Source organism: Nesterenkonia sphaerica, assembly GCF_005771565.1.
In the GTDB taxonomy this organism is placed as follows: domain Bacteria; phylum Actinomycetota; class Actinomycetes; order Actinomycetales; family Micrococcaceae; genus Nesterenkonia; species Nesterenkonia sphaerica.
This window is the reverse complement of sequence record NZ_VAWA01000025.1, coordinates 1-20,285: the sequence shown is the minus strand read 5'-3', so window position 1 is coordinate 20,285 and position 20,285 is coordinate 1. Positions and strand designations below refer to the sequence as shown.

General features: G+C 64.9%; 17 protein-coding genes. 7 read left to right on the top strand and 10 right to left on the bottom strand.

The features are described 5' to 3' along the window. Positions 1-12: 12 nt before the first annotated feature. The 6 genes from FEF27_RS13690 to topA all read right to left on the bottom strand — a co-directional run bounded on the left by FEF27_RS13690 (position 13) and on the right by topA (position 8,222). Positions 13-387, bottom strand: a complete 375-nt coding sequence (locus tag FEF27_RS13690) for a potassium channel family protein (protein WP_243729230.1) — start codon at positions 385-387, stop codon at positions 13-15. A gap of 431 nt (positions 388-818) precedes the next feature. Beyond that, positions 819-1,934, bottom strand: coding sequence for a restriction endonuclease subunit S (locus FEF27_RS12205; RefSeq protein WP_166430015.1), 1,116 nt, complete (start codon positions 1,932-1,934; stop codon positions 819-821). After that, complete coding sequence (locus FEF27_RS12200; protein ID WP_138171164.1) at positions 1,931-3,493, bottom strand: class I SAM-dependent DNA methyltransferase; 1,563 nt, start codon at positions 3,491-3,493, stop codon at positions 1,931-1,933. Before FEF27_RS12200 ends, FEF27_RS12205 begins: the two co-directional genes overlap by 4 nt. A gap of 61 nt (positions 3,494-3,554) precedes the next feature. Then, the gene (locus FEF27_RS12195; protein WP_138171168.1) at positions 3,555-4,322 is read right to left on the bottom strand and encodes a sugar phosphate isomerase/epimerase family protein; all 768 of its coding nucleotides are present in this window, start codon (positions 4,320-4,322) and stop codon (positions 3,555-3,557) included. Positions 4,323-4,359: 37 nt separating this feature from the next. Continuing rightward, on the bottom strand, positions 4,360-5,421 hold the full coding sequence (locus FEF27_RS12190) for a Ppx/GppA phosphatase family protein (protein ID WP_138171163.1): 1,062 nt from the start codon (positions 5,419-5,421) through the stop codon (positions 4,360-4,362). A 23-nt stretch (positions 5,422-5,444) separates the two neighbouring features. Beyond that, positions 5,445-8,222, bottom strand: a complete 2,778-nt coding sequence (topA, locus tag FEF27_RS12185) for a type I DNA topoisomerase (RefSeq protein ID WP_138171162.1) — start codon at positions 8,220-8,222, stop codon at positions 5,445-5,447. Positions 8,223-8,427: 205 nt separating this feature from the next. Here topA and FEF27_RS12180 point away from each other — a divergent pair, with 205 nt between their 5' ends. After that, on the top strand, positions 8,428-9,735 hold the full coding sequence (locus FEF27_RS12180) for an N-acetylglucosamine-6-phosphate deacetylase (protein WP_243729229.1): 1,308 nt from the start codon (positions 8,428-8,430) through the stop codon (positions 9,733-9,735). On the opposite strand, the gene FEF27_RS12175 is transcribed toward FEF27_RS12180, so the two are convergent. Next, complete coding sequence (locus FEF27_RS12175) at positions 9,708-11,336, bottom strand: DUF7059 domain-containing protein (protein WP_138171161.1); 1,629 nt, start codon at positions 11,334-11,336, stop codon at positions 9,708-9,710. The genes FEF27_RS12180 and FEF27_RS12175 overlap by 28 nt on opposite strands. A 116-nt stretch (positions 11,337-11,452) precedes the next feature. Further along, complete coding sequence (gene trhO, locus FEF27_RS12170) at positions 11,453-12,415, bottom strand: oxygen-dependent tRNA uridine(34) hydroxylase TrhO (RefSeq protein ID WP_138171160.1); 963 nt, start codon at positions 12,413-12,415, stop codon at positions 11,453-11,455. A 284-nt stretch (positions 12,416-12,699) separates the two neighbouring features. On the opposite strand from trhO, the gene FEF27_RS12165 reads away from it, so the two are divergent. The 3 genes from FEF27_RS12165 to FEF27_RS12155 all read left to right on the top strand — a co-directional run bounded on the left by FEF27_RS12165 (position 12,700) and on the right by FEF27_RS12155 (position 16,961). Then, positions 12,700-13,407: a GNAT family N-acetyltransferase gene (locus FEF27_RS12165; RefSeq protein ID WP_138171159.1), complete on the top strand. Its 708-nt coding sequence runs from the start codon at positions 12,700-12,702 to the stop codon at positions 13,405-13,407. Positions 13,408-13,502: 95 nt separating this feature from the next. Continuing rightward, a complete protein-coding gene (locus tag FEF27_RS12160) occupies positions 13,503-14,552 on the top strand; it encodes a homocysteine S-methyltransferase family protein (protein ID WP_138171158.1) in 1,050 nt (349 codons plus the stop codon). Between the two features lie 18 nt (positions 14,553-14,570). Then, on the top strand, positions 14,571-16,961 hold the full coding sequence (locus FEF27_RS12155) for a DEAD/DEAH box helicase (protein WP_138171157.1): 2,391 nt from the start codon (positions 14,571-14,573) through the stop codon (positions 16,959-16,961). 30 nt (positions 16,962-16,991) lie between these two features. Here FEF27_RS12155 and FEF27_RS12150 read toward each other — a convergent pair whose 3' ends face one another. Then, positions 16,992-18,776: a gamma-glutamyltransferase family protein gene (locus FEF27_RS12150; protein ID WP_138171156.1), complete on the bottom strand. Its 1,785-nt coding sequence runs from the start codon at positions 18,774-18,776 to the stop codon at positions 16,992-16,994. 203 nt (positions 18,777-18,979) lie between these two features. Here FEF27_RS12150 and FEF27_RS12145 point away from each other — a divergent pair, with 203 nt between their 5' ends. Genes FEF27_RS12145 through FEF27_RS12135 form a run of 3 tightly spaced genes read left to right on the top strand, consistent with a single transcriptional unit; the run spans position 18,980 to position 19,958 of the window. After that, positions 18,980-19,171: a DUF4244 domain-containing protein gene (locus tag FEF27_RS12145; RefSeq protein ID WP_243729228.1), complete on the top strand. Its 192-nt coding sequence runs from the start codon at positions 18,980-18,982 to the stop codon at positions 19,169-19,171. Between the two features lie 14 nt (positions 19,172-19,185). Then, positions 19,186-19,569 (top strand): TadE family type IV pilus minor pilin, encoded by a 384-nt coding sequence (locus FEF27_RS12140; protein ID WP_138171155.1) that lies wholly within the window; start codon positions 19,186-19,188, stop codon positions 19,567-19,569. Next, a complete protein-coding gene (locus FEF27_RS12135) occupies positions 19,566-19,958 on the top strand; it encodes an Rv3654c family TadE-like protein (RefSeq protein ID WP_138171154.1) in 393 nt (130 codons plus the stop codon). Before FEF27_RS12140 ends, FEF27_RS12135 begins: the two co-directional genes overlap by 4 nt. 191 nt (positions 19,959-20,149) lie before the next feature. Here the strand turns inward: FEF27_RS12135 and FEF27_RS12130 are convergent. Beyond that, a partial coding sequence (locus FEF27_RS12130) for a transposase (RefSeq protein WP_166430014.1) occupies positions 20,150-20,285 on the bottom strand: 136 nt, incomplete at its 5' end.

The following is a 20,285-nucleotide window of genomic DNA, read 5'->3' as shown; positions in this document are numbered from 1 at the left end:
CCCGTACACAAACTACTTGACAAGCCCGGAGAGACCCGGGTCCTGCTCCAGGAAGTAGAAGCACTCCGCATGCTGGATGAGGTCCACGCGCACGGTCCCGATGCCGCTTGCCACACTGTCCAGAACGCGGGAGACGGAGGCGGGGTCGATCTGGGCCAGGTTGTCTGCGTAGTCCACATCGGCCAAACCCTTGAGTTCCAGCGCCAGTGTGCGACGACGGCTCAAGGGCGGGTAGAGCTGTCCGAACCAGGTCAGCGCAGCCGTCAGCAGAGCGAAACCGGTCAGCGCCTCGAAAGGTGAGACGACCCGTACCCAGGGGTCGTTGGCGACCACATCTCCGTAGCCCAGCGTGGAGAGCGTCACGGTGGAGATATACACCGCTTCCATGGCGTCGGAGTAGAGGTCCGGATCCAGACCGTGTGAGTATTCGAATCCGTGGGGGAGGTGGGGGGAAGTAGATGAGCGCCCAGCCCACAATCTGCAGCGCCAGCCACTTCAGGACCACAGTCACCATCGCGGCGGGCCCCACCACTGGCCCGACCCGGTGGTGGATGCCCTTCGTGGTCCGCCACACCGCGTAGAGCACCATCCCGCTGAGCCGTCCTTGACCCTTGGGGTGCAGCAGCGTGTGAAAGATGTCCCATAGACCGACCACGATGACTGTGATCCCCGCAAGGGTCAGGGCGACGCTCATCTACGACCTCCTTCTGCGGAGAACCAAAGGTCACGCGGGCTGTCCAATCCGAATAGGATCAAGCCTGACTGGTTCCATTCTGTCGCACCACACGGAGTGGGCGAATCTGAGTGGGAAAAGTAACTCACACGGAAGCAACGGCCTCCGCAGCTTCAGGGACGCGGATCCGTCCCGAAAGCAATTCAGGCAACAGCGCATCCCGTAGCGCTTCTAGCTTCCGAGACTCATCGCGAAACTGAGTCATGCGGGAAAACATAGGATTCGCTGTCTGATTAAACTCTCCAAGAGCATCCGGCGTCGGTCTTGGTACCCGGTATTCCTTGAACCCGTCCGCCGAGAATCTTTGACGCCCGGAGGAGCCAGTCATTCGGCGAATCGCCCAGCTACGAACCTCGACGTTGCGCAGTAAGCAGTAGATCCATGGCGTGGTGATCTCACCCCTGGGCGATAACACCACGTACTCGGTAGAGCCCCAGCCGATTTCGCCATCTTCAAGCATGTCGACAATTGCTGTTTTGCCGTTTTCCAAGCAAGGCGTGATGCGCGCCATAAGCACATCACCGTTGACGAATTTCTGTCCACTGCCAGCAGCCTTGCTCACCCACTCGTCGATCACCGGAGAAAACATCGGTAAGGACGACATACCTACATACGTGGCTCGCAAACCCTTAGCCATCCGGTGCCGCCGGTTCACATGGACCAGATCGGAGATCGCGATCCCATCGGGATCATGTTGAACATCGAACAATTTTTGGAAGCGCAACAGTGCGTGTCGTTCCATAAGCTCGATTGCACGGCGGTTGGAGTCGATTTTGTCGTCGAGGGCGCCCAGGGTCGCCGCGATGCCTCGTTGCTCTGTTAGGGGCGCGAGAGGAAGTTCGATTCCAGCGACGTAGTTCCTGTTGAGCGACGGCTGCGCACTACCGGAGTTATACCCGGTGAAGTCCACGGTCTTTAGCAAGTAATAGACCCACCGCGGGTCGTTACCTCTAAAATCCCTTACGAAAAGCGTCGTATTCAGTGGCCAAAAGTTGGACTTTATATACTGCGCTCCGCCAATAACTCCGCTTCGTCCAATCATGACCCCCGGACCGCGGTACTTAAAATGAACATGGCTGTCCAAAATGCCAGTCGAACCTACTACCGGATACGGACCGCTAACGCGTTCCTTCTTCGGGAGATCGTGACCCCTTTGAAGCTTAACAAGTTCTCCCAGTGTGGTGACCGCCCAGCGCCTCAAACCAGACCACCCAGACGATCGCGGATGGTTTGTTCGAGGGCGCGGCCGCGGTCGAATTCGGCGTAGAGCTCGCTGGTTAGGCGGGCGATCTTCTCGTCGATCGGTTCATCGTCGGCCTCAGCCTCTTCGGCGCCGACGTACCGTCCGGGAGTCAGCACGAAGTCGTGGTTGGCGATTTCCTCCAGGCTTGCCGCTTTTACGAACCCGGGGACGTCGTCGTAATTCCCGTCCTTGTTTCTCCATGCGTGGTACGTATCGGCAATTTTGGCGACGTCGTCGTCATCCAGGACGCGCAGCTTGCGCGAGGCCATGGTGCCAAGCTTCCGTGCGTCAATGAACAGCACCTCACCCTGGCGCTCCCGATGCCCGTTGCCGTGCCGGTTCTTGGAGAAGAACCAGAGGCTCACCGGGATGCCCGTGTTGAAGAAGAGCCGGTCCGGCATTGCCACAATGCAGTCGACGACGTCGTCCTCCACCAGCTTGCGCCGGATCTCGCCCTCTCCCCCGGATTTGGAGGAGAGGCTGCCGTTTGCGAGCACGATTCCAGCCGTGCCGTTGGGGGCGAGGTGGTGAATGAAGTGCTGAACCCAGGCGAAGTTGGAGTTTCCCTTGGGCGGCAGGCCGTACTTCCAGCGCGGGTCATCGGCCAATTTGGGATGGAACCAATCGTCCTGATTGAAGGGCGGATTCGCGATGACGAAATCCGCCTTGAGGTCAGGATGCAGGTCCTCAGCGAAAGAATCCGCAGACTTATTGCCCAAATCCGCCTCAATCCCGCGGATGGCCAGGTTCATCTTGGCCAGCTTCCACGTGGCGTGGGTGTACTCCTGCCCGTAGATGCTGATATCTGTCTGCTGCCCCCCGTGCGCGGTGACGAACTCCGCAGACTGCACAAACATGCCACCGGAGCCACAGGCCGGGTCATAGACTCGGCCTGCGTAGGGCTCCAGCATCTCCACCAGGGTGTGGACCACAGACCGGGGCGTGTAGAACGCCCCGGCGTCCTTCCCCGTCTCCTTACCCGCGAACTGACCCAGGAAGTACTCATATACCCGGCCGAGGACGTCGTCGGACCCGTGATCCTGCGAGGTGGTGAAACCGATGTTTCCGATGAGGTCCACCAGCTGGCCCAGCCTGCCCTGGTCCAGGCCTTCGCGTGCGTAGTTCCGGGGGAGCACCCCGCGCAGCGTGGGGTTCTCCTTCTCGATGAGGTCCATCGCCGAATCAATCAGTTCACCGATGTGGGGATTCTTGGCCCGCTCCTGCAGGAACTCCCAGCGGGCCTCCTCGGGGACCCAGAAGACATTGTGCGAAGCGTACTCGTCCCGATGCTCCAGAAACTGATCCAACCGCTCTGCTGGAATGCCGTCCTGGCGGAGTTCGACCTCAAGCTGCTCACGGCGTTCGGCGAACCGGTCAGAAATGTACTTCAGGAAGATCAGGCCCAGCACCACGTGCTTGTACTCGCTGGGCTCCTGATTGCCGCGCAGCAGATCCGCGGCCTCCCACAGCCGTTGCTCCAGGGTTTTGGTGTCCGTGTTCTTCTTAGTCTTCGCCACAGTTCTTCACCCTATCTGGAGGCACCCCTATGCAGGTGCGCGGCCGGTCCGCCCTGGCCGCTCACTCCTGGCCGAGGTGCCTGCGGGCGAACGCCAGCGACTCTGCGAGCATGCGTTCGCGCTCGCCGACCTCCTTGCGGGCCGAGCGTGTGGAGACCTCCACCGCCACCGCGCCCTGGAACCCCTCACCGGCGAAGTCGGGCTGCGCCACCAGCTCCATAGCTTCCACCACGCGCTGATTGCCGTGGCCGGGGACCAGATGATCGTCCTTGAACCCGTTGGACCAACCGTCGGTGAGGTGGATGTGCCGCAGCCGTGAACCCAGCGCCTTGACTGCTTCGAAGGAGTCATCCTCAGCGGTGGCGGCATGGGAGAAGTCCCAGGTGACGTGCTTGTAGTCGTAGGGCACTGGGTTCCAGTGCGGCAGGTACATAGCGGCCTCCCGCCCGCCTGCGCGCCACGGGTACATGTTCTCCACGGCGATCATCACACCGGTACGCTCTTCAATTTCCGCGATGCCTTCGGCGAACTTGGAGGCGTAGGTGCCCTGCCAGCGGAAGGGCGGATGGGCCACGACGACGTCGCACCCCACTTGCTGCGCCAGCTCAGCTGACTTGTGGATCTTGTCCCAGGCCGAACCCCACACCTGCTGGGTCAGCAGCAGCGTAGGTGCATGAATGGCTTTGATGGGCATGCCGAACCGCCACGCCCACTCATTCAGCTGAGACGCCTCTTGCGTCTCTGCCCGGTGCGTCACCATGATCTCCACCCCGTCATAGCCGAGGTCTTCGGCAATGGAGAACGTCTCAGCGGCCCCCAATGGATACATGGAGGAGGAGGAGAGGGTAACCGGTATGCGCGGTGTCTCAGGCACGGGCGTGCTCCACTGTCATCGCCTTCACATCCTTGTGCGTCGGCCGGCGCAGTTCGCGGGCAAAGTCCACATCGCCGACTGCCGGTGCATGAGAAATCTCCACGTTGACCTCCCGGGCCAGAGTGTCCAGCCGGCGCAGAATGAGGCCCTCACGCAGCGCCCACGGACAGATGGTCAGTTCTTCGATTCCGAATGTCTTCATGGCGGACTCCGCCACCATCGCTCCTGCGAGCACCTGGTCCGCACGCATCTCCGAGACACCGGGGAGCTTCGCCCGCTCCCAGGAGGACAGCTCTGCCAGCTGTTTGACCAAGGGCTTGAGCTGCTTCAACGCCAGCGTGCGCCGCACATAGGGCCCCTCTGCGGAAGGGGCCGCGCCGGTCAGTCGCGCCAACGAGCGGAACGTCTTGGACGTGGCGGTCACTCCCAGCTGCTGCTTCAGCTGCGGGAACTCCCGCCGGGCAGCCTGCATCTCCTCGCGGATGTAGGCTTTCAGCGCTTTGACCTCCGTCTTGTCCGGAGCGGAGCCGTCATCCATGGTGCTGGGCAGGAAGTCCCGGGTCAGCCGTCCCGCCCCCAGAGGGACTGACAGGGCGGTGGAAGGCATCTCATTCTGCCCATAGGCCAATTCCAGAGAACCGCCGCCGATATCGAAGTTCAGGATATGCCCGGCGGACCACCCTCGCCAGCGGCGCACCGCGAAGAACGTCATGGCGGACTCCTGGGAGCCGCTGAGCTCAGTGAGGTCCACATCTGCCGCCGCTTTGACCCGGCTGATGACCTCCGCGCCATTGGGGGCCTCACGAATCGCGGAGGTACAGAAGCTGAGCATGTCCTCCGCCCGGTGCCGGGCAGCGAAGCGCACCGCCTCCGAGATGAAACTGATGAGTTCCTGCTGGCCCTCTTCGGTGATCGCACCGGTGCTGTCCAAGTACTTCACCAATGACAGCGGCCGCTTATGCGAGGCGAACGCCTCCGGTTTCGCTCCGATATAGGCGTCCACCAACAGCAGGTGCACCGTATTGGAGCCGATGTCGAGAACGCCGAGTCTCATGACAATACCCCCGGGGTGGTCCGCTAGGCCTTGGCCGCCGTGCGGGAGCGGCTGGTGGAGGTCTTCTTCTTTTTCTTGGCCGGCCCCTGCGCGCGTTTCTCCGCCAGCAGTGAGAATGCCTGTTCCTTGGTCAGCTGCTCCAAGGAGACGCTGCGGGGCACCGTGGCATTGGTCTCCCCGTCCGTGACGTAGGGGCCGAAGCGGCCGTCCTTGACCACCACCGGCTTCTCCGTAGTGGGATCATTGCCGAACTCCGCCAGAGGAGGCTTCGCCGCGCCGCGCCCACGCTGTTTGGGCTGGGCGTAGATCTTGCGGGCCTCATCCTCGGTGATGGTGAACAGCTGCTGTTCATCCTGCAGCGGCCGGGTGTCGGAGCCTTTTTTCAGGTAGGGGCCGAACCTGCCGTTGAGCGCCAGAATCTCCTCGCCGGCCTCATCGGTGCCCACCGTGCGGGGCAGCGAGAGCAGCTTCAGGGCGTCGTCGAGTGTCACCGTCTCCAGCGTCATCGACTTCAGCAGGCTGCCGGTGCGCGGCTTCTCCTTGGGCGGCTTCTTCTTAGGCTTGGGCTTCCCGTTCTTGTAGTACTCGGTGGGCTGGGCATCCATGGCCGCCTGGATCTCTTCCTCGGTCGGCTCCGGGATGATCTCCGTGACGTAGGGGCCGTAGCGGCCATCCTTGGCCACCACTTCCCGTCCGGTCTCCGGGTCGCGGCCCAGCACACGGCCTGACAGTGCGGCCTGCTCGAACAGCTCCTCCGCCTTGGCCTTGGTCAGCTCATCGGGGGCCAGGTCGGCGGGGATATTGGCCCGGTCCAGCTTCAGCTCGCCGTTCTCGTCCGCTTCACCGTCAGGGTTGGGGCGCTCCAGGTAGGGACCGTACCGTCCGACCCGGACCTCCACGCCCTCGGCGACTTCAATGGTGTTCACCGCCCGGGCGTCGATCTCCCCGAGGTTCTCCACCACCTTCTTCAGGCCCTCCTCCCCGGAGGGCGCCCCGAGGTAGAAGCCCTGCAGCCAGGCTTCACGTTCGATCTCCCCGCGAGCGATCTGGTCGAGGTCATCTTCCAACCGAGCGGTGAAGTCATAGTCCACGTAACGGCCGAAGTGCTCCTCCAGCAGCCGGATCACACTGAAGGCGGTCCAGGAGGGCACCAACGCGGAGCCGCGCTTGGTGACATAGCCGCGGTCCATGATCACCGAGATGGTTGGCGCGTAGGTGGAGGGGCGCCCGATCTCCCGCTTCTCCAGCTCCGCCACGATCGTCGCCTCGGTGTAGCGGGCCGGCGGGGAGGTCTCGTGGCCCTTGGCGGCGATGTCCTCGCTGGTGAGCCTCTGGCCTTCGGTCAGCTTGGGCAGGCGCTTGTCACTTGCTTTCTCCGAGGAGGAGGCGGCGGCGTCGTTGTCCTTGATCTCCTCATAGGCGGCCAGGAACCCGGGAAAAGTGATCACCGTGCCGGAGGCGCCGAAGGTCGCGGCCCGCCCGTCGGCCGCGCTGCCGGTGAGCCGGACACTGGCAGTGAACCCTTTCGCGTCGGCCATCTGGGAGGCCACGGTCCGCTTCCAGATCAGCTCATAAAGTTTGAACTCATCAGCCGAAAGCTCTGACTTCACCTGCTTGGGGGTGCGGAAAGAGTCGCCGGCGGGGCGGATCGCCTCATGCGCCTCCTGGGCGGTCTCATTGCGCCGGCTGTACACCCGGGGCTTCTCCGGCACCGCATCCTGCCCGTAGAGCTCACTGGCCTGCCGCCGGGCGGCGTTGATCGCCTGGTTGGACAGCGTGGTGGAGTCGGTACGCATATAGGTGATGTACCCGTTCTCATACAGCCGCTGCGCCACCTGCATGGTGACCCGGGAGGAGAACCGCAGGCGCCGTGCCGCGTCCTGCTGAAGTGTGGAGGTGATGAACGGTGGCTGGGGGCGCCGGGTGTAGGGCTTGTCCTCCACCGAATCCACGCTGAACTGGGTACCAGTCAGGCTTTCCGCGAGGCTCTCGGCATCGTCTTGGGTGAGGACGACGACGTCGCGCCGGGTCTTCTTCAGCTCGCCTTTGTCGGTGAAGTCCGAGCCTGCGGCGATGCGCTCGCCGTTGACGGAGGTGAGCTTCGCGGTGAAGTTCTCAGCGCTGTCGGTGGTAAAGCTTCCGGTGAGGTCCCAGTACTCGGCGGGCACAAACGCCAGGCGCTCCCGCTCCCGGTCGACCACCATCCGGGTGGCCACCGACTGCACACGTCCGGCAGAGAGGCCCTTGCCGACCTTACGCCACAGCACCGGGGAGATCTCGTAGCCGTAGAGCCTGTCGAGGATGCGGCGGGTCTCCTGGGCGTCGACCAGGTCCGAGTCGATCTCCCGCGGGTTCTCCATGGCCCGTTGGATGGCCTCTTTGGTGATCTCGGTGAATGTCAGGCGGTAGGTGGGGACTTTGGGCTTCAGCACCTCATACAGGTGCCAGGCGATGGCTTCACCCTCACGGTCGGCGTCAGTGGCGAGGTAGAGTTCATCGGCCTCTTTGAGCTGCTTCTTCAGCTCACGGACCTTGGACTTCTTGGACTCGGAGATCACATAGTAGGGCTCGAATCCGTTGTCGGGGTCCACTGCGAACTTTCCAAAGGGGCCCTTCTTCATGTCGGCAGGCAGTTCCGAGGGCTGCGGCAAGTCACGGATGTGCCCGGCCGAGGCGTCGACCATGAACTCATCGCCGAGGTACTTGGCGATTGAACGGGACTTAGCCGGGGACTCGACAATCACGAGCTTCTTGCCTGACACAGAACTCCTAGAGCGTTGGCACGTACGTGCAGATGGCATCTGGTGCGCCATCGAGTGCTCACTATAACAGCGGTTCACTCGGCGCCAGCGGCGGGGGCAGGCGGGGCTGAGGCTCCAGCCCCCGGCGGATCGGGACCCCCGGCGGCGGCGGATCGACTGCGGAGAACCCGCTCAGCTGCCGGGCCGCAGCGCTAGGATTGAAGATAGCTTCTCGCGGGTCTCCGCTACCGATGACAGGACGCTCATGCCCTCGATGGCCTCCCAGTACCGCATTCTGCAAGGCACGTTGGTCCACCAGGGGCAGACTGTGCCCGATGGGTTGGTAGTGATCAGTGCGGACGCGGTGGTATGGAGCGGTCCCGCCCGCGACGTTCCTGAGCAGCTGGCCCGGAATGCAGAGCCCTTGTCTTGGGGGACCTCCGGGGAGGTGATCATCGCACCTGGGTTGGTTGATCAACATCACCACGGCTGCTTCGGTATGGACTTCGGATCCTCCGATGCCGCCACCATCAGAGACACTCTTCCCGCCCTCTACTCCACGGGCACCACCTCTGTGGTGGCCAGCCTGATCACCGCTGATCTTCAGCATTTGATAGAACGTATCGAGCTCCTGGCCCCATTAGTACGGGAGGGACTGCTGGCCGGAGTGCACCTGGAGGGCCCTTTCTTGGCGGAGGGCCGCTGCGGAGCCCATGACCCCGCATTATTGCGCAATCCTGATCAAGTGGAGCTCGCGCCCCTGCTGACCGCCGGGGAGGGGGTGCTGCGCAGCATCACGTTTGCTCCTGAATTGCCGGGAGCGGAGACACTGACGCGCACTGCTTTGGAGAACGGACTGATTCCCTCCGTGGGGCACACCCAGGCAGACTTCAAGACGGCTTCGGCCGCTCTGCGAAGCACAGCGGAGTACCTGGGCTCCCGGGAGGTCACCCGCTGGACTACGGGCCGGCGCCCGACAGTGACACATCTATTCAATGCCATGGACCCTCTACACCACCGCTCCCCCGGCACTGTTGCCGCGAGTCTCCAGGCTGCCGCGCGGTCGGAGGCGGTGGTGGAGCTGATCGCCGACGGGACCCATATGGCCGACGACACCGCGGCGGCGGTGTTCACTATGGTGGGCTCGAGGAACATCGCTCTGACCACGGACTCGATGGCTGCGGCCGGGCTGGGTGATGGCCAGTACCGGCTTGGCGCTCTCGACGTGGTCGTCTCAGGTGGGGAGGCCCGGCTGGCCCAGTCGCCGCATGCAGCCGCAGCGAACTCCGAGCAGCCGCCCTCGATCGCTGGGGGGACTGCGACCTTGCTCTCTATCGTCAACAGGGTGGTCCGCACGTCAGTGCCCCTGTCGGAGGCACTGCAGGCGGCCACTGAGGTGCCCGCTTATGCATTGGGGCTGCACAGCTATGAGCAGAACGCCCACCGGCCAATCGGCACTCTGACCCCCGGAGCTGCCGCTGACCTGTTGGTACTGCAGGTCAGCGAGGAGGGGGATCTGGAGTTGCTGCAGGTGCTGCGGCGCGGTCAGTCCGTGAGAAACCCTTCGATGTAGAGGTCGATGACTTCGGCGGCGAGCGCCTCCGGGTCTGCCTCAGTCAGCGAGCAGACCGCGGTGATCAGCTGCCCAGCAGTGTACTCGCCGTCGGCGGCGGCGAGAAATCCAGCCGCGGCCGAGCTGATCGGGCGCGCCCGGCGGAGTCCGGAGCCCTGCCGGGCGATGATCACTTCTGGATGCTCGGCGCCGAAGCGCTGGTACCGCTCCTCGGTCACCGACCCTGGGACGGTCAGCGTGCTGTCCACCACGGAGGCCGGGTTCTGCTGCGCCCGGCGTGCTGTTTCGCCGATTACCGGCCCCAGTGGTTGCTGGACATCGCCGAGCAGCTCCTCGAAACGCCGCCAGGGCTGGGCCTGTTGGGTGGCCTGCAACCAGATAAGCCCGAACCCGACCCCCTGGACTCCGCGAGCGGAGAAGTCGGCTGCGTACTCGGCGTAGCGGCGTCGGTACTCATCGACACTGCGCTCCTCGGAGGCGTCGCGGAGCCAGGTCTCGGTGTACTCGGCCGGAGACTGCGCGTCGCGCTGGATGATCCAAGCACTGAGGCCGGCTTGCTCCACCCAGCCCCGCGGCCGAGTCTCCCAGGCGTCGTCGTGCTCAAGTATCTCCCAGTTGCCCAGCAGTTGAGCGGTGCCACCCTCATTGAGGACCTCCGGCAGTCCGGTGATCAGCTCCTGGATCAACCCGTCACCCTCACGCCCGCCATCGCGGTAGATGTATCGCTCGGCCTCAGTCTCCTCCCTACGGCGCGGAGTGATGACGAATGGCGGGTTGGAGACCACCAGGTCGAACCGACGGCCAGCCACCGGCTCCAGCAGTGAACCGTGCCGCAGCTCGACTCGTTCCTCCAAGTTGTCCGGATCAAGCTCCAACGCCGCAGCGTTGAGCAGCAGATTGAAGTGTGCGAACTCCAGCGCACGCTCCGACAGGTCCGTTCCGACCACGTGATCCGCGTGGTCCAGCAGATGCAGCAGCTGGATCCCGCAGCCAGTGCCGATATCCAGTGCGGTGCGCACCCGGCGGCGGTGCACGATTCCCGCCAGAGTCAGGCTGGCCTGACCGATCCCCAGCACGTGATCATGCGGCAGCGCCCCTTGAATCTGGTGCGAGCTGAGATCACTGCTGAGCCACATGTCCCGCATGCCGGACAAGGTCTGCACCTGATAGGGCTGGAGCTCACTGCGTGGCACCGCCATCCCCGCGGCGTCCAGCTGGATCAGCCGCAGCTGCTGCAGGCCGTGCGCCCCTGTTCGCGGCAGCGCGCGATCCAGCTGCTCGGCAGTCACTGCCGTGGACACCAGCCACAGGGCGGTCAGCACCGCCCGCTTCCCAGCCGCCGAAAGCTGCGCCGCACGTGAAGTCTCACCGGAGAGCAGTTCGGTCACCCTCAGCTGGCCCGGGACCACCTGTTCCCGGTGCAGGGCAGCCACCACATCGGGGCCCAGCAGTTCCACCAGTCCGTCATGGGTGAAGCCGGCTTCCAGGAAGTCCTCCTGCAGCGCAGCGATCAGCGGCAGGTCCTCCGACGCTGGCGGGGCTGGACTCGAGGTGCGCGGGGCGGGGGCAGGGGCGACCGGGGAGGAGGTAGGGCGGGACATAGGTTCAGCCTAAGCGGATATCAGCACCTTGTTGGATGTTCAGCCTCCCATGGGGGCCTGACCTTCCAACAACCGCCTGAAACTCCAACGCGGGAGGCGGGCCGGAACGGCAGTGATCAGGCAGAGGCCAGACGACGCCGGACTTTGCCCAGGTGCCCCTGGTTGGGGTGGCCCGGCTCCGCTTCCGCCCGCGCGGTGCATGCCGCACATCGGGTAGTGACGGGGATATGGCTGCAGTCCTCGCAGTAGAGCTTCAGGGTGGAGCAGCCGCGGTCTGCGCAGTTGTGGAACCGCGAGGTCGCCGCCGCGCAGTTCACGCATTCGCCCAGGGTCTTCGCGTCATCGCTGAAGCGCATGTTCATCCGGCCGTCGAAGACGTAGAGCTCCCCCTCCCATAAGCCGGAGTCCTGGTAGGCCTCGCCATAGCGGACGATCCCGCCGTCGAGCTGATAGACCTCCTCAAATCCTCGGTCCTTCATCAGGGCTGAGAGCACCTCGCAGCGGATGCCTCCGGTGCAGTAGGTGACCACCGGTTGGTCCTTCAGGTGGTCGTACTTCCCGGAGTCCAGCTCGGTGATGAAGTCGCGGGTGGTTTCCGTCTCCGGGACCACCGCATTCTTGAACCGCCCAATCTGCGCCTCCATGGCGTTGCGACCGTCGAAGAACGTCACCTCCACGCCTTCACTGCGCTTGGAATCCACCAGCTGGTGGACCTGCTCGGGCTTCAGGTGCTCACCTCCGCCGATAATCCCTTCGGCGTCAACCTTGACCTGGTCCGGGACGCCGAAGGCCACTAGCTCAGGACGGACCTTCACACTCAGGCGCGGGAACTGCTCAGCCTCACCGGCGGACCACTTGAACTCGGTGCCCCGGAACGGCCCATAGGTGCGGGTCTGCTTCACGTAGGTCTTCACCGCGCTCAGCTCACCCCCAACAGTGCCGTTGATGCCGTGCTCGGAGATGATGATGCGGCCCTTGAGCCCCAGCTCGCGGCAGAGCGTCTGCTGCCAGAGCTTGACTGCCTCGGGGTCCTTGATGGGAGCAAATTTGTAGTAGAGAACTATGCGGGACTCGGTCACGGTATTAAGGGTACGACGACGCCGCCCCAGGTTCATTCGGGAGCCGGTGCGGTGAGCTGGCTCACCAGATTGTTACGTCAGTCCTCTACCGGCATCAGTGATCCTGCATATATGTTGGATAGTGGACAGACAGAGCAGGTGTTCTGACCATCAGGGTTCGGTGGACGGTCAGAGCACCACGGAAGCCGCATCGCTCGGGTACACGAGCAGGCTGAGATGGTGACCCCCGACCTGAGGAGTATCGCCATGATTCTCTTCAGGCCGAGAACGAATGGAGCGAATTAATGACGTCCGAGCTGAGCGACTTGCTTGTCCAGACCTGGGTGACGGGGTGGGCCCGCACCCACGGATACGAAGTGCGCCACGAAGGGGCGGTACATTCGGCGCGGCTGGGCCCTGACGCCGAAGAGTGGGAGTACGTGGTCTTCGACCCGGACGAGACCGAGCTGCGCAGGGTCGCCGCTGCGGTGAACAAGAGCCCCTCCAGGCTGCTGACGGTGATCGCCGAGCCGGAGTCGGACATCCTTGGCGCGCAGGAGATTGACGGTCTGAAGCTGATCAGCGATGAGGAAAAACTCATGGTGGTCGATATGGACACCCAGGACGTGGAGGATCCCATCACCCCGGAGTCGTATTCCACCGAGCGGGAGGACTTCGACGGGTGGACACTCTTCACCGTCTGCCACGAAGAAGACGTGGCTGCACGCGGCCGCATGGCAGTGGTGGACGACTATGTGATCCTGGACCGGATCTACACGGCTCCGGACTACCGCCGGCAGGGTTTGGGCACCTTTGTCACCCGCGCGCTGTTGGCGATCGCTCATGAGCACGACGTCTCCGAAGGGCTGCTGGTAGCCACCGGCGACGGCAAGGAGCTCTACGAATACCTCGGCTGGACCCACCTGGGCAATGTGCACGTCTTCGGCTCCCCTGCCGCCCCCGGTAAGCCGCGTCCCTCACACTCGCAGATCGACGAGGGATTCGACGAGTAGGCTCCCCCACCCCCAAGTGTGAACATAAATAGCGGAGTGATGAACACTTCGCTACAGTTGTGGCACCCGATGTCCACATCTGAAAGGTTCGCCACATGAGCGCCACCGCTTCATTGACAGCGCGGCTCGACGCCGGTCCCGTGATCTGCGCCGAAGGCTTCCTGTTCGAGTTGGAGCGGCGTGGTTATCTCACCGCAGGGGAGTTCGTCCCTGAGGTCGCGCTGGAGCACCCTGAGGCGCTGCGCGCCCTTCACGTGGACTTCCAGCGTGCGGGCTCGCATATTGTCGAGGCGTTCACCTATAACGGCCACCGGGAGAAAATGCGGGTCATCGGCAAGGAAGACCTGCTGGAGCCGCTGAACCGGGCCGCCCTGCAGATAGCGCGCAGCGTCGCTGACGCCCGCCCGGGGGACCTCATGGCGGGCAATATCTCCAATACCAATATTTGGGACCCCGCTGACGCGCGGAAGCAGCAGGAGGTCCGGGCAATGTTTGAGGAGATGGTCTCCTGGGCGGTGGAGGAGGGGGCGGACCTCATCATCGGCGAGACCTTCTACTTCGCTGGTGAAGCTCTTACGGCGATGGAGGTGGCCCAGTCCTCGGGCCTTCCCGTGGTCCTGACTTTGGCCCCCATGGCCTTCGAGGACATGGCCGACGGCGCCGGTGTGGTGGAGACCTGCCAACGCCTGGAACAAGCTGGCGCGGCTGTGGTGGGGCTCAACTGTTTCCGGGGACCGGAGACGATGATGCCGTGGCTGAAGCAGATCCGCCAGGCGGTCTCCTGCCATGTGGGTGCGCTGCCGGTCCCCTACCGCACCAGCTCCCGGGAACCGACGTTTTTCAACCTGACCGACGCGCAATCCGCAGTCTCGTCCCCCCACGGCCGCACTTTCCCCACCGCGCTCGACCCCCTGTTCATCAACCGGTATGAGGTCGGCAAGTTTGCCCGTGAGGCCTTTGAGATGGGGGTGAACTACCTGGGCGTCTGCTGCGGGGCGGCCCCGATCCACATCCGCGAGGTGGCAGAGGCTGTAGGTCTCACACCCCCGGCAAGCCGGTTCTCCGAACGTATGGAGAACCACTTCATGTACGGCACCCACAAACGGCTTCCGGAGAACATCAGGGCGCTGGGTTCCCGGGCCTGAGAGGTCTACTCTGGTGCGGTGACCCACCACGACGCCGCGTTTGAGCTGCTGCGCGCAGCCGGGCTGCCGCTGCGCGTGGGTGAAGGGTCCCCCATCAGGGGCATCCGGAGCCTGCCTGCCCGTGACGCCTGCACTTCGGCGTGGCCGGACTGGGTGCCGGCTCAGCTGCGCTCAGCCTACCGGCAGGCCGGAGTCCCGCAGCTGTATGCCCACCAGCGCCAGGCAGCAGAGTCCCTGCACGCAGGCTCCCACGTCATTGTGGCCACCGGAACCGCCTCAGGAAAGTCCCTGGCCACCCAGCTGCCCGGACTTGCGGCAATCCTGGGCGCCCCGGCGCCGGAGGGCGCACATCCGACCGGGGAGGCCACGGTGTTGTACCTCTCCCCCACTAAAGCCCTGGCTGCTGACCAGCTGGATGTGCTCCAGGAGCTGGCCGAAACGGTCGGTCCAGCAGGACCGTCGGGCGGGATCCGGCCAGCCACCTACGACGGGGACACCGCGCCTGAGGAACGGCGCTGGGTGCGCCAACACGCCAATGTGGTGCTCACCAACCCAGACATGCTCAATGCCGGGATCCTGCCCAACCACCGGGGCTGGGCCAAATTCTTCTCCCGGCTGCGCTACGTCATCATCGATGAGGCGCACACCGCTCGGGGGATCTTCGGCTCCCACACCGCCCTGCTGCTGCGCCGGCTGCGCCGCACCGCACGGTACTACAGGGCTGATCCTGTCTTCACTGGAGCCTCGGCCACCAGTGGCGACCCGGCGGCGTCGTTCTCCCGCCTGATCGGTGAGCACAGCGCCAGCGTCACAGCGGTGACCCAGGATGGCTCCCCGCATGGGCCGGTGGACGTCTACCTGTGGGAGTCCAGCCCGTCGGAGAGCACCGGGGACAACGGCGCACCTCTGAAACGCAGCCTGACGGTGGAGGCCGCCGATGTGCTCAGCTCACTGGTGGTGGCCGGGCACCGGACGCTGGCGTTCATCAAGTCCCGCCGCGGGGCGGAGACCATTGCGGCGGTGGCCCGTGATCATCTGCTTGATGTGGATCCGGCGCTGAAGGACCGGATAGCCACCTACCGCTCCGGGTACCTCGTGGAGGAACGGCGGGAGCTGGAGGCGCAGCTGCGCTCTGGGGCGCTGCTGGGGGTCGCCTCCACCCCTGCCCTGGAGCTGGGCATCGATATCTCCGGCCTTGATGCGGTGGTGATCGCCGGGTGGCCCGGCACTCGGGCAGGATTCTTCCAGCAGCTGGGGCGGGCCGGCCGGGCCGCAGACACCTCCCAGCGCAGTGCGGCGTTCTTCATCGGCGGTGACGATCCGCTGGATGCTTACCTGCTGGAGCACCCGGAGGCTATCTTCGACACCCCGGTGGAGGACGCGGTGACAGACCCGCACAACCCGCATGTGGCTGCTCCGCACCTGCTGGCCGCCGCCCAGGAGTTGCCGCTGACGCCCGACGACGTGGCCGAGACGGGCCTGTTCAGCGGACTTGGCTGGCTGGTGGACTCGCTGACCGCTCAAGGCCACCTGCGACGCCGCCCCCGGGGCTGGTTCTTTGCCCATGATGACGTCTCCGCTGCCTCCTGGGTGAAGATGCGTTCCGATGGTGACGGTCCGTACACGATCGTCAACGCCGACGATGGGACGGTGGTCGGGGAGATGGGTTCTGCCCAGGTTCAGCCCCAGGCGCACCCGCAGGCGGTCTACGTCCACCAGGGGCGCAGCTTCATTGTCCAAGAGCTGGACATGGAGCAGAACGCGGTGCTGGTCAGTCCGGCGAATCCTCCCTTCTACACTCAGGCGCGGGAGACCACCTCCATCTCTGTGGTGGGGGCCCGGCAGAGTCAGTCCTGGGGCGCCTTCGCCCTGCACTTCGGGGCGGTGGAGGTCACCAGCACGGTGGTCGGATTCCAGCGCAAGGCGCTGGGGAGTGCGGAGGTACTCTCCGATGAGCCGCTGGACCTGCCGCCGTCCACACTGCGCACCGAAGCGGTGTGGATCACCGCCCCGGAGACCGCGCTGCAGCAGGCAGGGGTGATTGTGGAGCATATCCCCGGCGCGCTGCATGCCGCCGAGCACGCCATGATCGGGCTGCTGCCGCTGCTGACCAGCTCCGATCGGTGGGATATCGGCGGGGTCTCCACAGCGCTGCACCGGGATACGGAGCTTCCCTCCATCTTCGTCTACGACGGACACCCTGGTGGGGCCGGATTCGCGGAGCGGGGCTTCCGGGCCGCCCAGGAGTGGATCGCGGCCACTGCAGCGGCCATTGAGGCCTGCAGTTGCGCAGATGGCTGCCCCAGCTGCGTGCAGTCACCCAAATGCGGCAACCGGAACTCCCCCCTGCACAAACAGGGAGCGCTCAATGTGCTGCGCGCAGTACTCAGCGGGGTACCGGCCCGTTGATGACCTCAGCGCGGGGTGTTGGGGCGCTGCTCAGCGGCCCACGGCGTATCCTTGCGCGCCGCGCGGGTTCGCCCCGGCCCGCAGCCACTGGCCTTCCCGGCTCACTGCGGAGAGCCGACCCTCGGTCCACCCGCCGCCGACCTTGAGGTCGTGGCCGCGGCGGGCGAGCTCGTCGAGCACTGAGGCCGGGACACGGTCCTCGATCATCACCTGCGCCGGGAACGACTCCCGGGGGTAGAAGGAACTGGGGATGTGCGTGGAGTGGAAGGCGGGGGCATCAATGGCCTCCTGCAGGTTCATCCCGCCGTGGACCACATTGAGGAACAGCTGCAGGTTCCACTGATCCTGTGAGTCGCCCCCTGGCGTGCCGAACGCCATCCAGGGCTTACCGTCCCGCAGCGCGAACGACGGGGACAGCGTCGTGCGCGGCCGTGCCCCTGGGCGCAGCGAATTCGGCAGCCCCTCCTGAAGCCAGAACATCTGAGCTCGGGAGGTCAGGCAGAACCCCAGTTCGGGGATCGTCGGGGAGGCTTGCAGCCACCCGCCTGAGGGAGTCGCGGCCACCATCATGCCGGAGGAGTCGACGACGTCGACATGGCAGGTATCACCCCGGGTCTCGCCATTGTGAGCGACCGTGGGTTCACCGACGCCTGCGGCTGCGCCTTCCAGACCCGCCGCATCCGGGTATTGCGGGAGCACCGGTGTGCGGCCGCCGGGAGACCCGGGCCGCAGCTGACGGGAGGCGGTGGCCTGGTCGATCAGGTTCCGGCGCTGCGCGGCATAGTCGGCGCTGAGCAGCTCCTGCAGCGGGATGTCGGTGTAGCGGGGGTCTCCGTACCACGCCTCACGGTCTGCGAAGGCCAGCTTCCCGCTCTCCAGCAGCAGGTGCACCCAGTCTGCGGATCCGGCTGGGACTGAATCCAGTCCGTAGCCTTGAAGTATGGCCAGCTGCTGGAGCATGACGGGACCCTGCCCCCAGGGGCCGGTCTTGCACACGGTGTAATTCTGGTACTCCAGTGTGGCGGGCTCTTCCACCTCGGCCTGCCAATCGGCGAGGTCCTGACCGGTGAGCAGTCCGGGGTGGCGCCGTCCGCTGGTGTCCTTGACCTCATTGCTGCGGCAGAAAGACTCGATGGCCTCCGCCACAAACCCGGTGTACCAGGCGCGGCGGGCGGCGTCGAGCTGTGTGTCACGGTCGCTGCCGGCGGCTTCGGCCTCCTCGATCAGCCGGGTGTAGGTGCGGGCCAGCACCGTGTTGCGGAACCGGCTGTTGGGTGCCGGGACCTGCCCACCGGGCAGCCAGGTGGCTGCGGAGGTGGGCCACTCCTGGGTGAACATCTCTTGGACGGTCTCGATAGTGCGCGTCACACGCCCGAGTACCGGGTGGCCGTGCTCGGCGAAGCGGATGGCGGGGCTGAGCACCTCGCGCAGGCTCATGCTGCCGTGGCGTTCCAGCAGGGTCAGCCACGCGCCGAAGGCCCCCGGGACGACTGCTGAGAGCAGCCCGGTGCCGGGCATGATCTCCAGCCCCATGTCCTTCAACCGCTCCACCGTGGCGGCCTGCGGTGCGGTGCCTTGGCCATTGATGACCTCCACTTTCTGCTCCGTCTCCGACCAGACCAGGATGGGCACCTCACCGCCGGGGCCGTTGAGGTGGGGCTCCAGCACCTGGAGTGCGAAGCCCGAGGCTGCGGCCGCGTCGGCGGCATTTCCTCCGCGTTCGAGGATGCTCATTCCCGTCTGAGAAGCCAGCCAGTGGGTGGAGGCGACCATGCCGAAGTCGCCGAGGAGTTCGGGGCGTGTGGATTCAAGCATGAAACCACCCTAGTTGCCTCAGTCAACTATCGGGTGAGATCGCGTTCCGGGCGCGTTCCTCCCCAATTGCGCACGGGGTTCCGCTGACACCCCGCTCGCCGCACATCACAGGGATTCCGGCAGCCCCTGCGGTGGGGACTGGGCCACCGTGGAGGCACCCGCTGCTGACCGGTATGCGGTGTCATGACGGAAAGGAGCTCACCATGCGTGAGAAGTCCACGAAGCGCTGCTTGGTCGCGTTGCATCAGGAGGAGGAAGGACTGGCGACCGCCGAATACGGCATCGTGATGTTGGCTGCAGTGGCCTTCGCGGGCCTGCTCACCGCCATTCTTACCTCCGACACGGTGCGCGGCTGGCTCGAGGCTCTCGTGCAGCAGGCCCTCGGTGCCGGGTGAGGCGCCGCGCCACGATGCACGCTCACCGGGACGCCGAGAAACGCGAGCGCGGTTCGGTCACCGCAGAGTTTGCTCTGGCCGTGCCAGCGGTGGTGTTTGTGATGCTGCTGGTCATCTCCCTGGCGATGCACGGTGCCGCACGAATTGCCTTGGAAGAAGGCGCACGTGCGGCAGCCAGGGAGTTGGCCCGCGGGGAGTCTGCCGCCACCGTCCAGGAAGCACTGCGGCAGACTGCCGGTGACGGGGTCGAAGTTGCCATGAGTGCAGACGGCCCCTACACGGCGGTGGTCGTCACCCGGCCGGTGCGCGTGCTGGGGCTGGTGGAGCTCAGCGCGGAGCAGACGGCCGAGGCGTATGCCCGCACCGAGCATCTGGCAGCTGTGGTGGGTGCACCGTGACAGCGAGCGGGCTGCACTCTGAACGCGGATCCGGCACCATCGTGGCGCTGGGTGTCATAGCTTCACTGATGGTGGTCATGGCTTTGGTGGTCGTGCTCGGGGCGGCCGCCGCAGCGAAGGCCCAGGCGCACCGGGCCTCGGATCTGGCAGCCTTAGCCGCTGCAGATACCGCACGCGGATTGAACGTCGGAGACCCCTGCACAGTCGCGGAACAGGTCGCCGCCCGAAATTCCGCGGTGCTCGCGGAGTGCGTGGTCGGCGGCGAGTTTCCCACCGAGGTGACCGTCACGGTCACCCGCACCTTTGATGTACCAGACTTTCTTAAGGCGTTCTCCCTGCCGGCGCTGAGAGCCTCCGGCACGTCCCGGGCCGGCCCGCCGAGACAATAGACCGCCCCTGCGTGTTGGGTGCGATTCAATGCACCTGGTAAAGTAATTACGCTTCGCGATGGATTCACCTGTCTTGTAATTCATACTCTGAGGCGAACAATTATTTTTTGGCCATTCCTCGTGGTTCCCACGTGGCCTCGCAGCACTGAAGGGGGGAGTCTGCTATGGACGAGTCTTCTAGGTCATGTCTCCTATTTGCGTAGCCAGGCCAGCACTGCGCAGAGGACCGCGGTAGCCCGGTAGGTAATCGCGAGCTTCTCGTACCTGGTGGCGATGCCCCGCCATTGCTTGGCCAGTCCGAACTGCCGCTCTACGACGTTGCGTCCC

Bases quoted from the DNA above. Each gene is read 5' to 3' on its own strand.
- topA (WP_138171162.1), bottom strand. From the start codon at position 8,222: ATGCCATCTGCACGTACGTGCCAACGCTCTAGGAGTTCTGTGTCAGGC.
- FEF27_RS12165 (WP_138171159.1), top strand. From the start codon at position 12,700: ATGACGTCCGAGCTGAGCGACTTGCTTGTCCAGACCTGGGTGACGGGG.
- FEF27_RS12190 (WP_138171163.1), bottom strand. From the start codon at position 5,421: ATGAGACTCGGCGTTCTCGACATCGGCTCCAATACGGTGCACCTGCTG.
- FEF27_RS12145 (WP_243729228.1), top strand. From the start codon at position 18,980: ATGCGTGAGAAGTCCACGAAGCGCTGCTTGGTCGCGTTGCATCAGGAG.
- FEF27_RS12150 (WP_138171156.1), bottom strand. From the start codon at position 18,776: ATGCTTGAATCCACACGCCCCGAACTCCTCGGCGACTTCGGCATGGTC.
- FEF27_RS13690 (WP_243729230.1), bottom strand. From the start codon at position 387: ATGGAAGCGGTGTATATCTCCACCGTGACGCTCTCCACGCTGGGCTAC.
- FEF27_RS12180 (WP_243729229.1), top strand. From the start codon at position 8,428: ATGCCCTCGATGGCCTCCCAGTACCGCATTCTGCAAGGCACGTTGGTC.
- FEF27_RS12175 (WP_138171161.1), bottom strand. From the start codon at position 11,336: ATGTCCCGCCCTACCTCCTCCCCGGTCGCCCCTGCCCCCGCCCCGCGC.
- FEF27_RS12160 (WP_138171158.1), top strand. From the start codon at position 13,503: ATGAGCGCCACCGCTTCATTGACAGCGCGGCTCGACGCCGGTCCCGTG.
- FEF27_RS12140 (WP_138171155.1), top strand. From the start codon at position 19,186: ATGCACGCTCACCGGGACGCCGAGAAACGCGAGCGCGGTTCGGTCACC.
- FEF27_RS12195 (WP_138171168.1), bottom strand. From the start codon at position 4,322: ATGTATCCATTGGGGGCCGCTGAGACGTTCTCCATTGCCGAAGACCTC.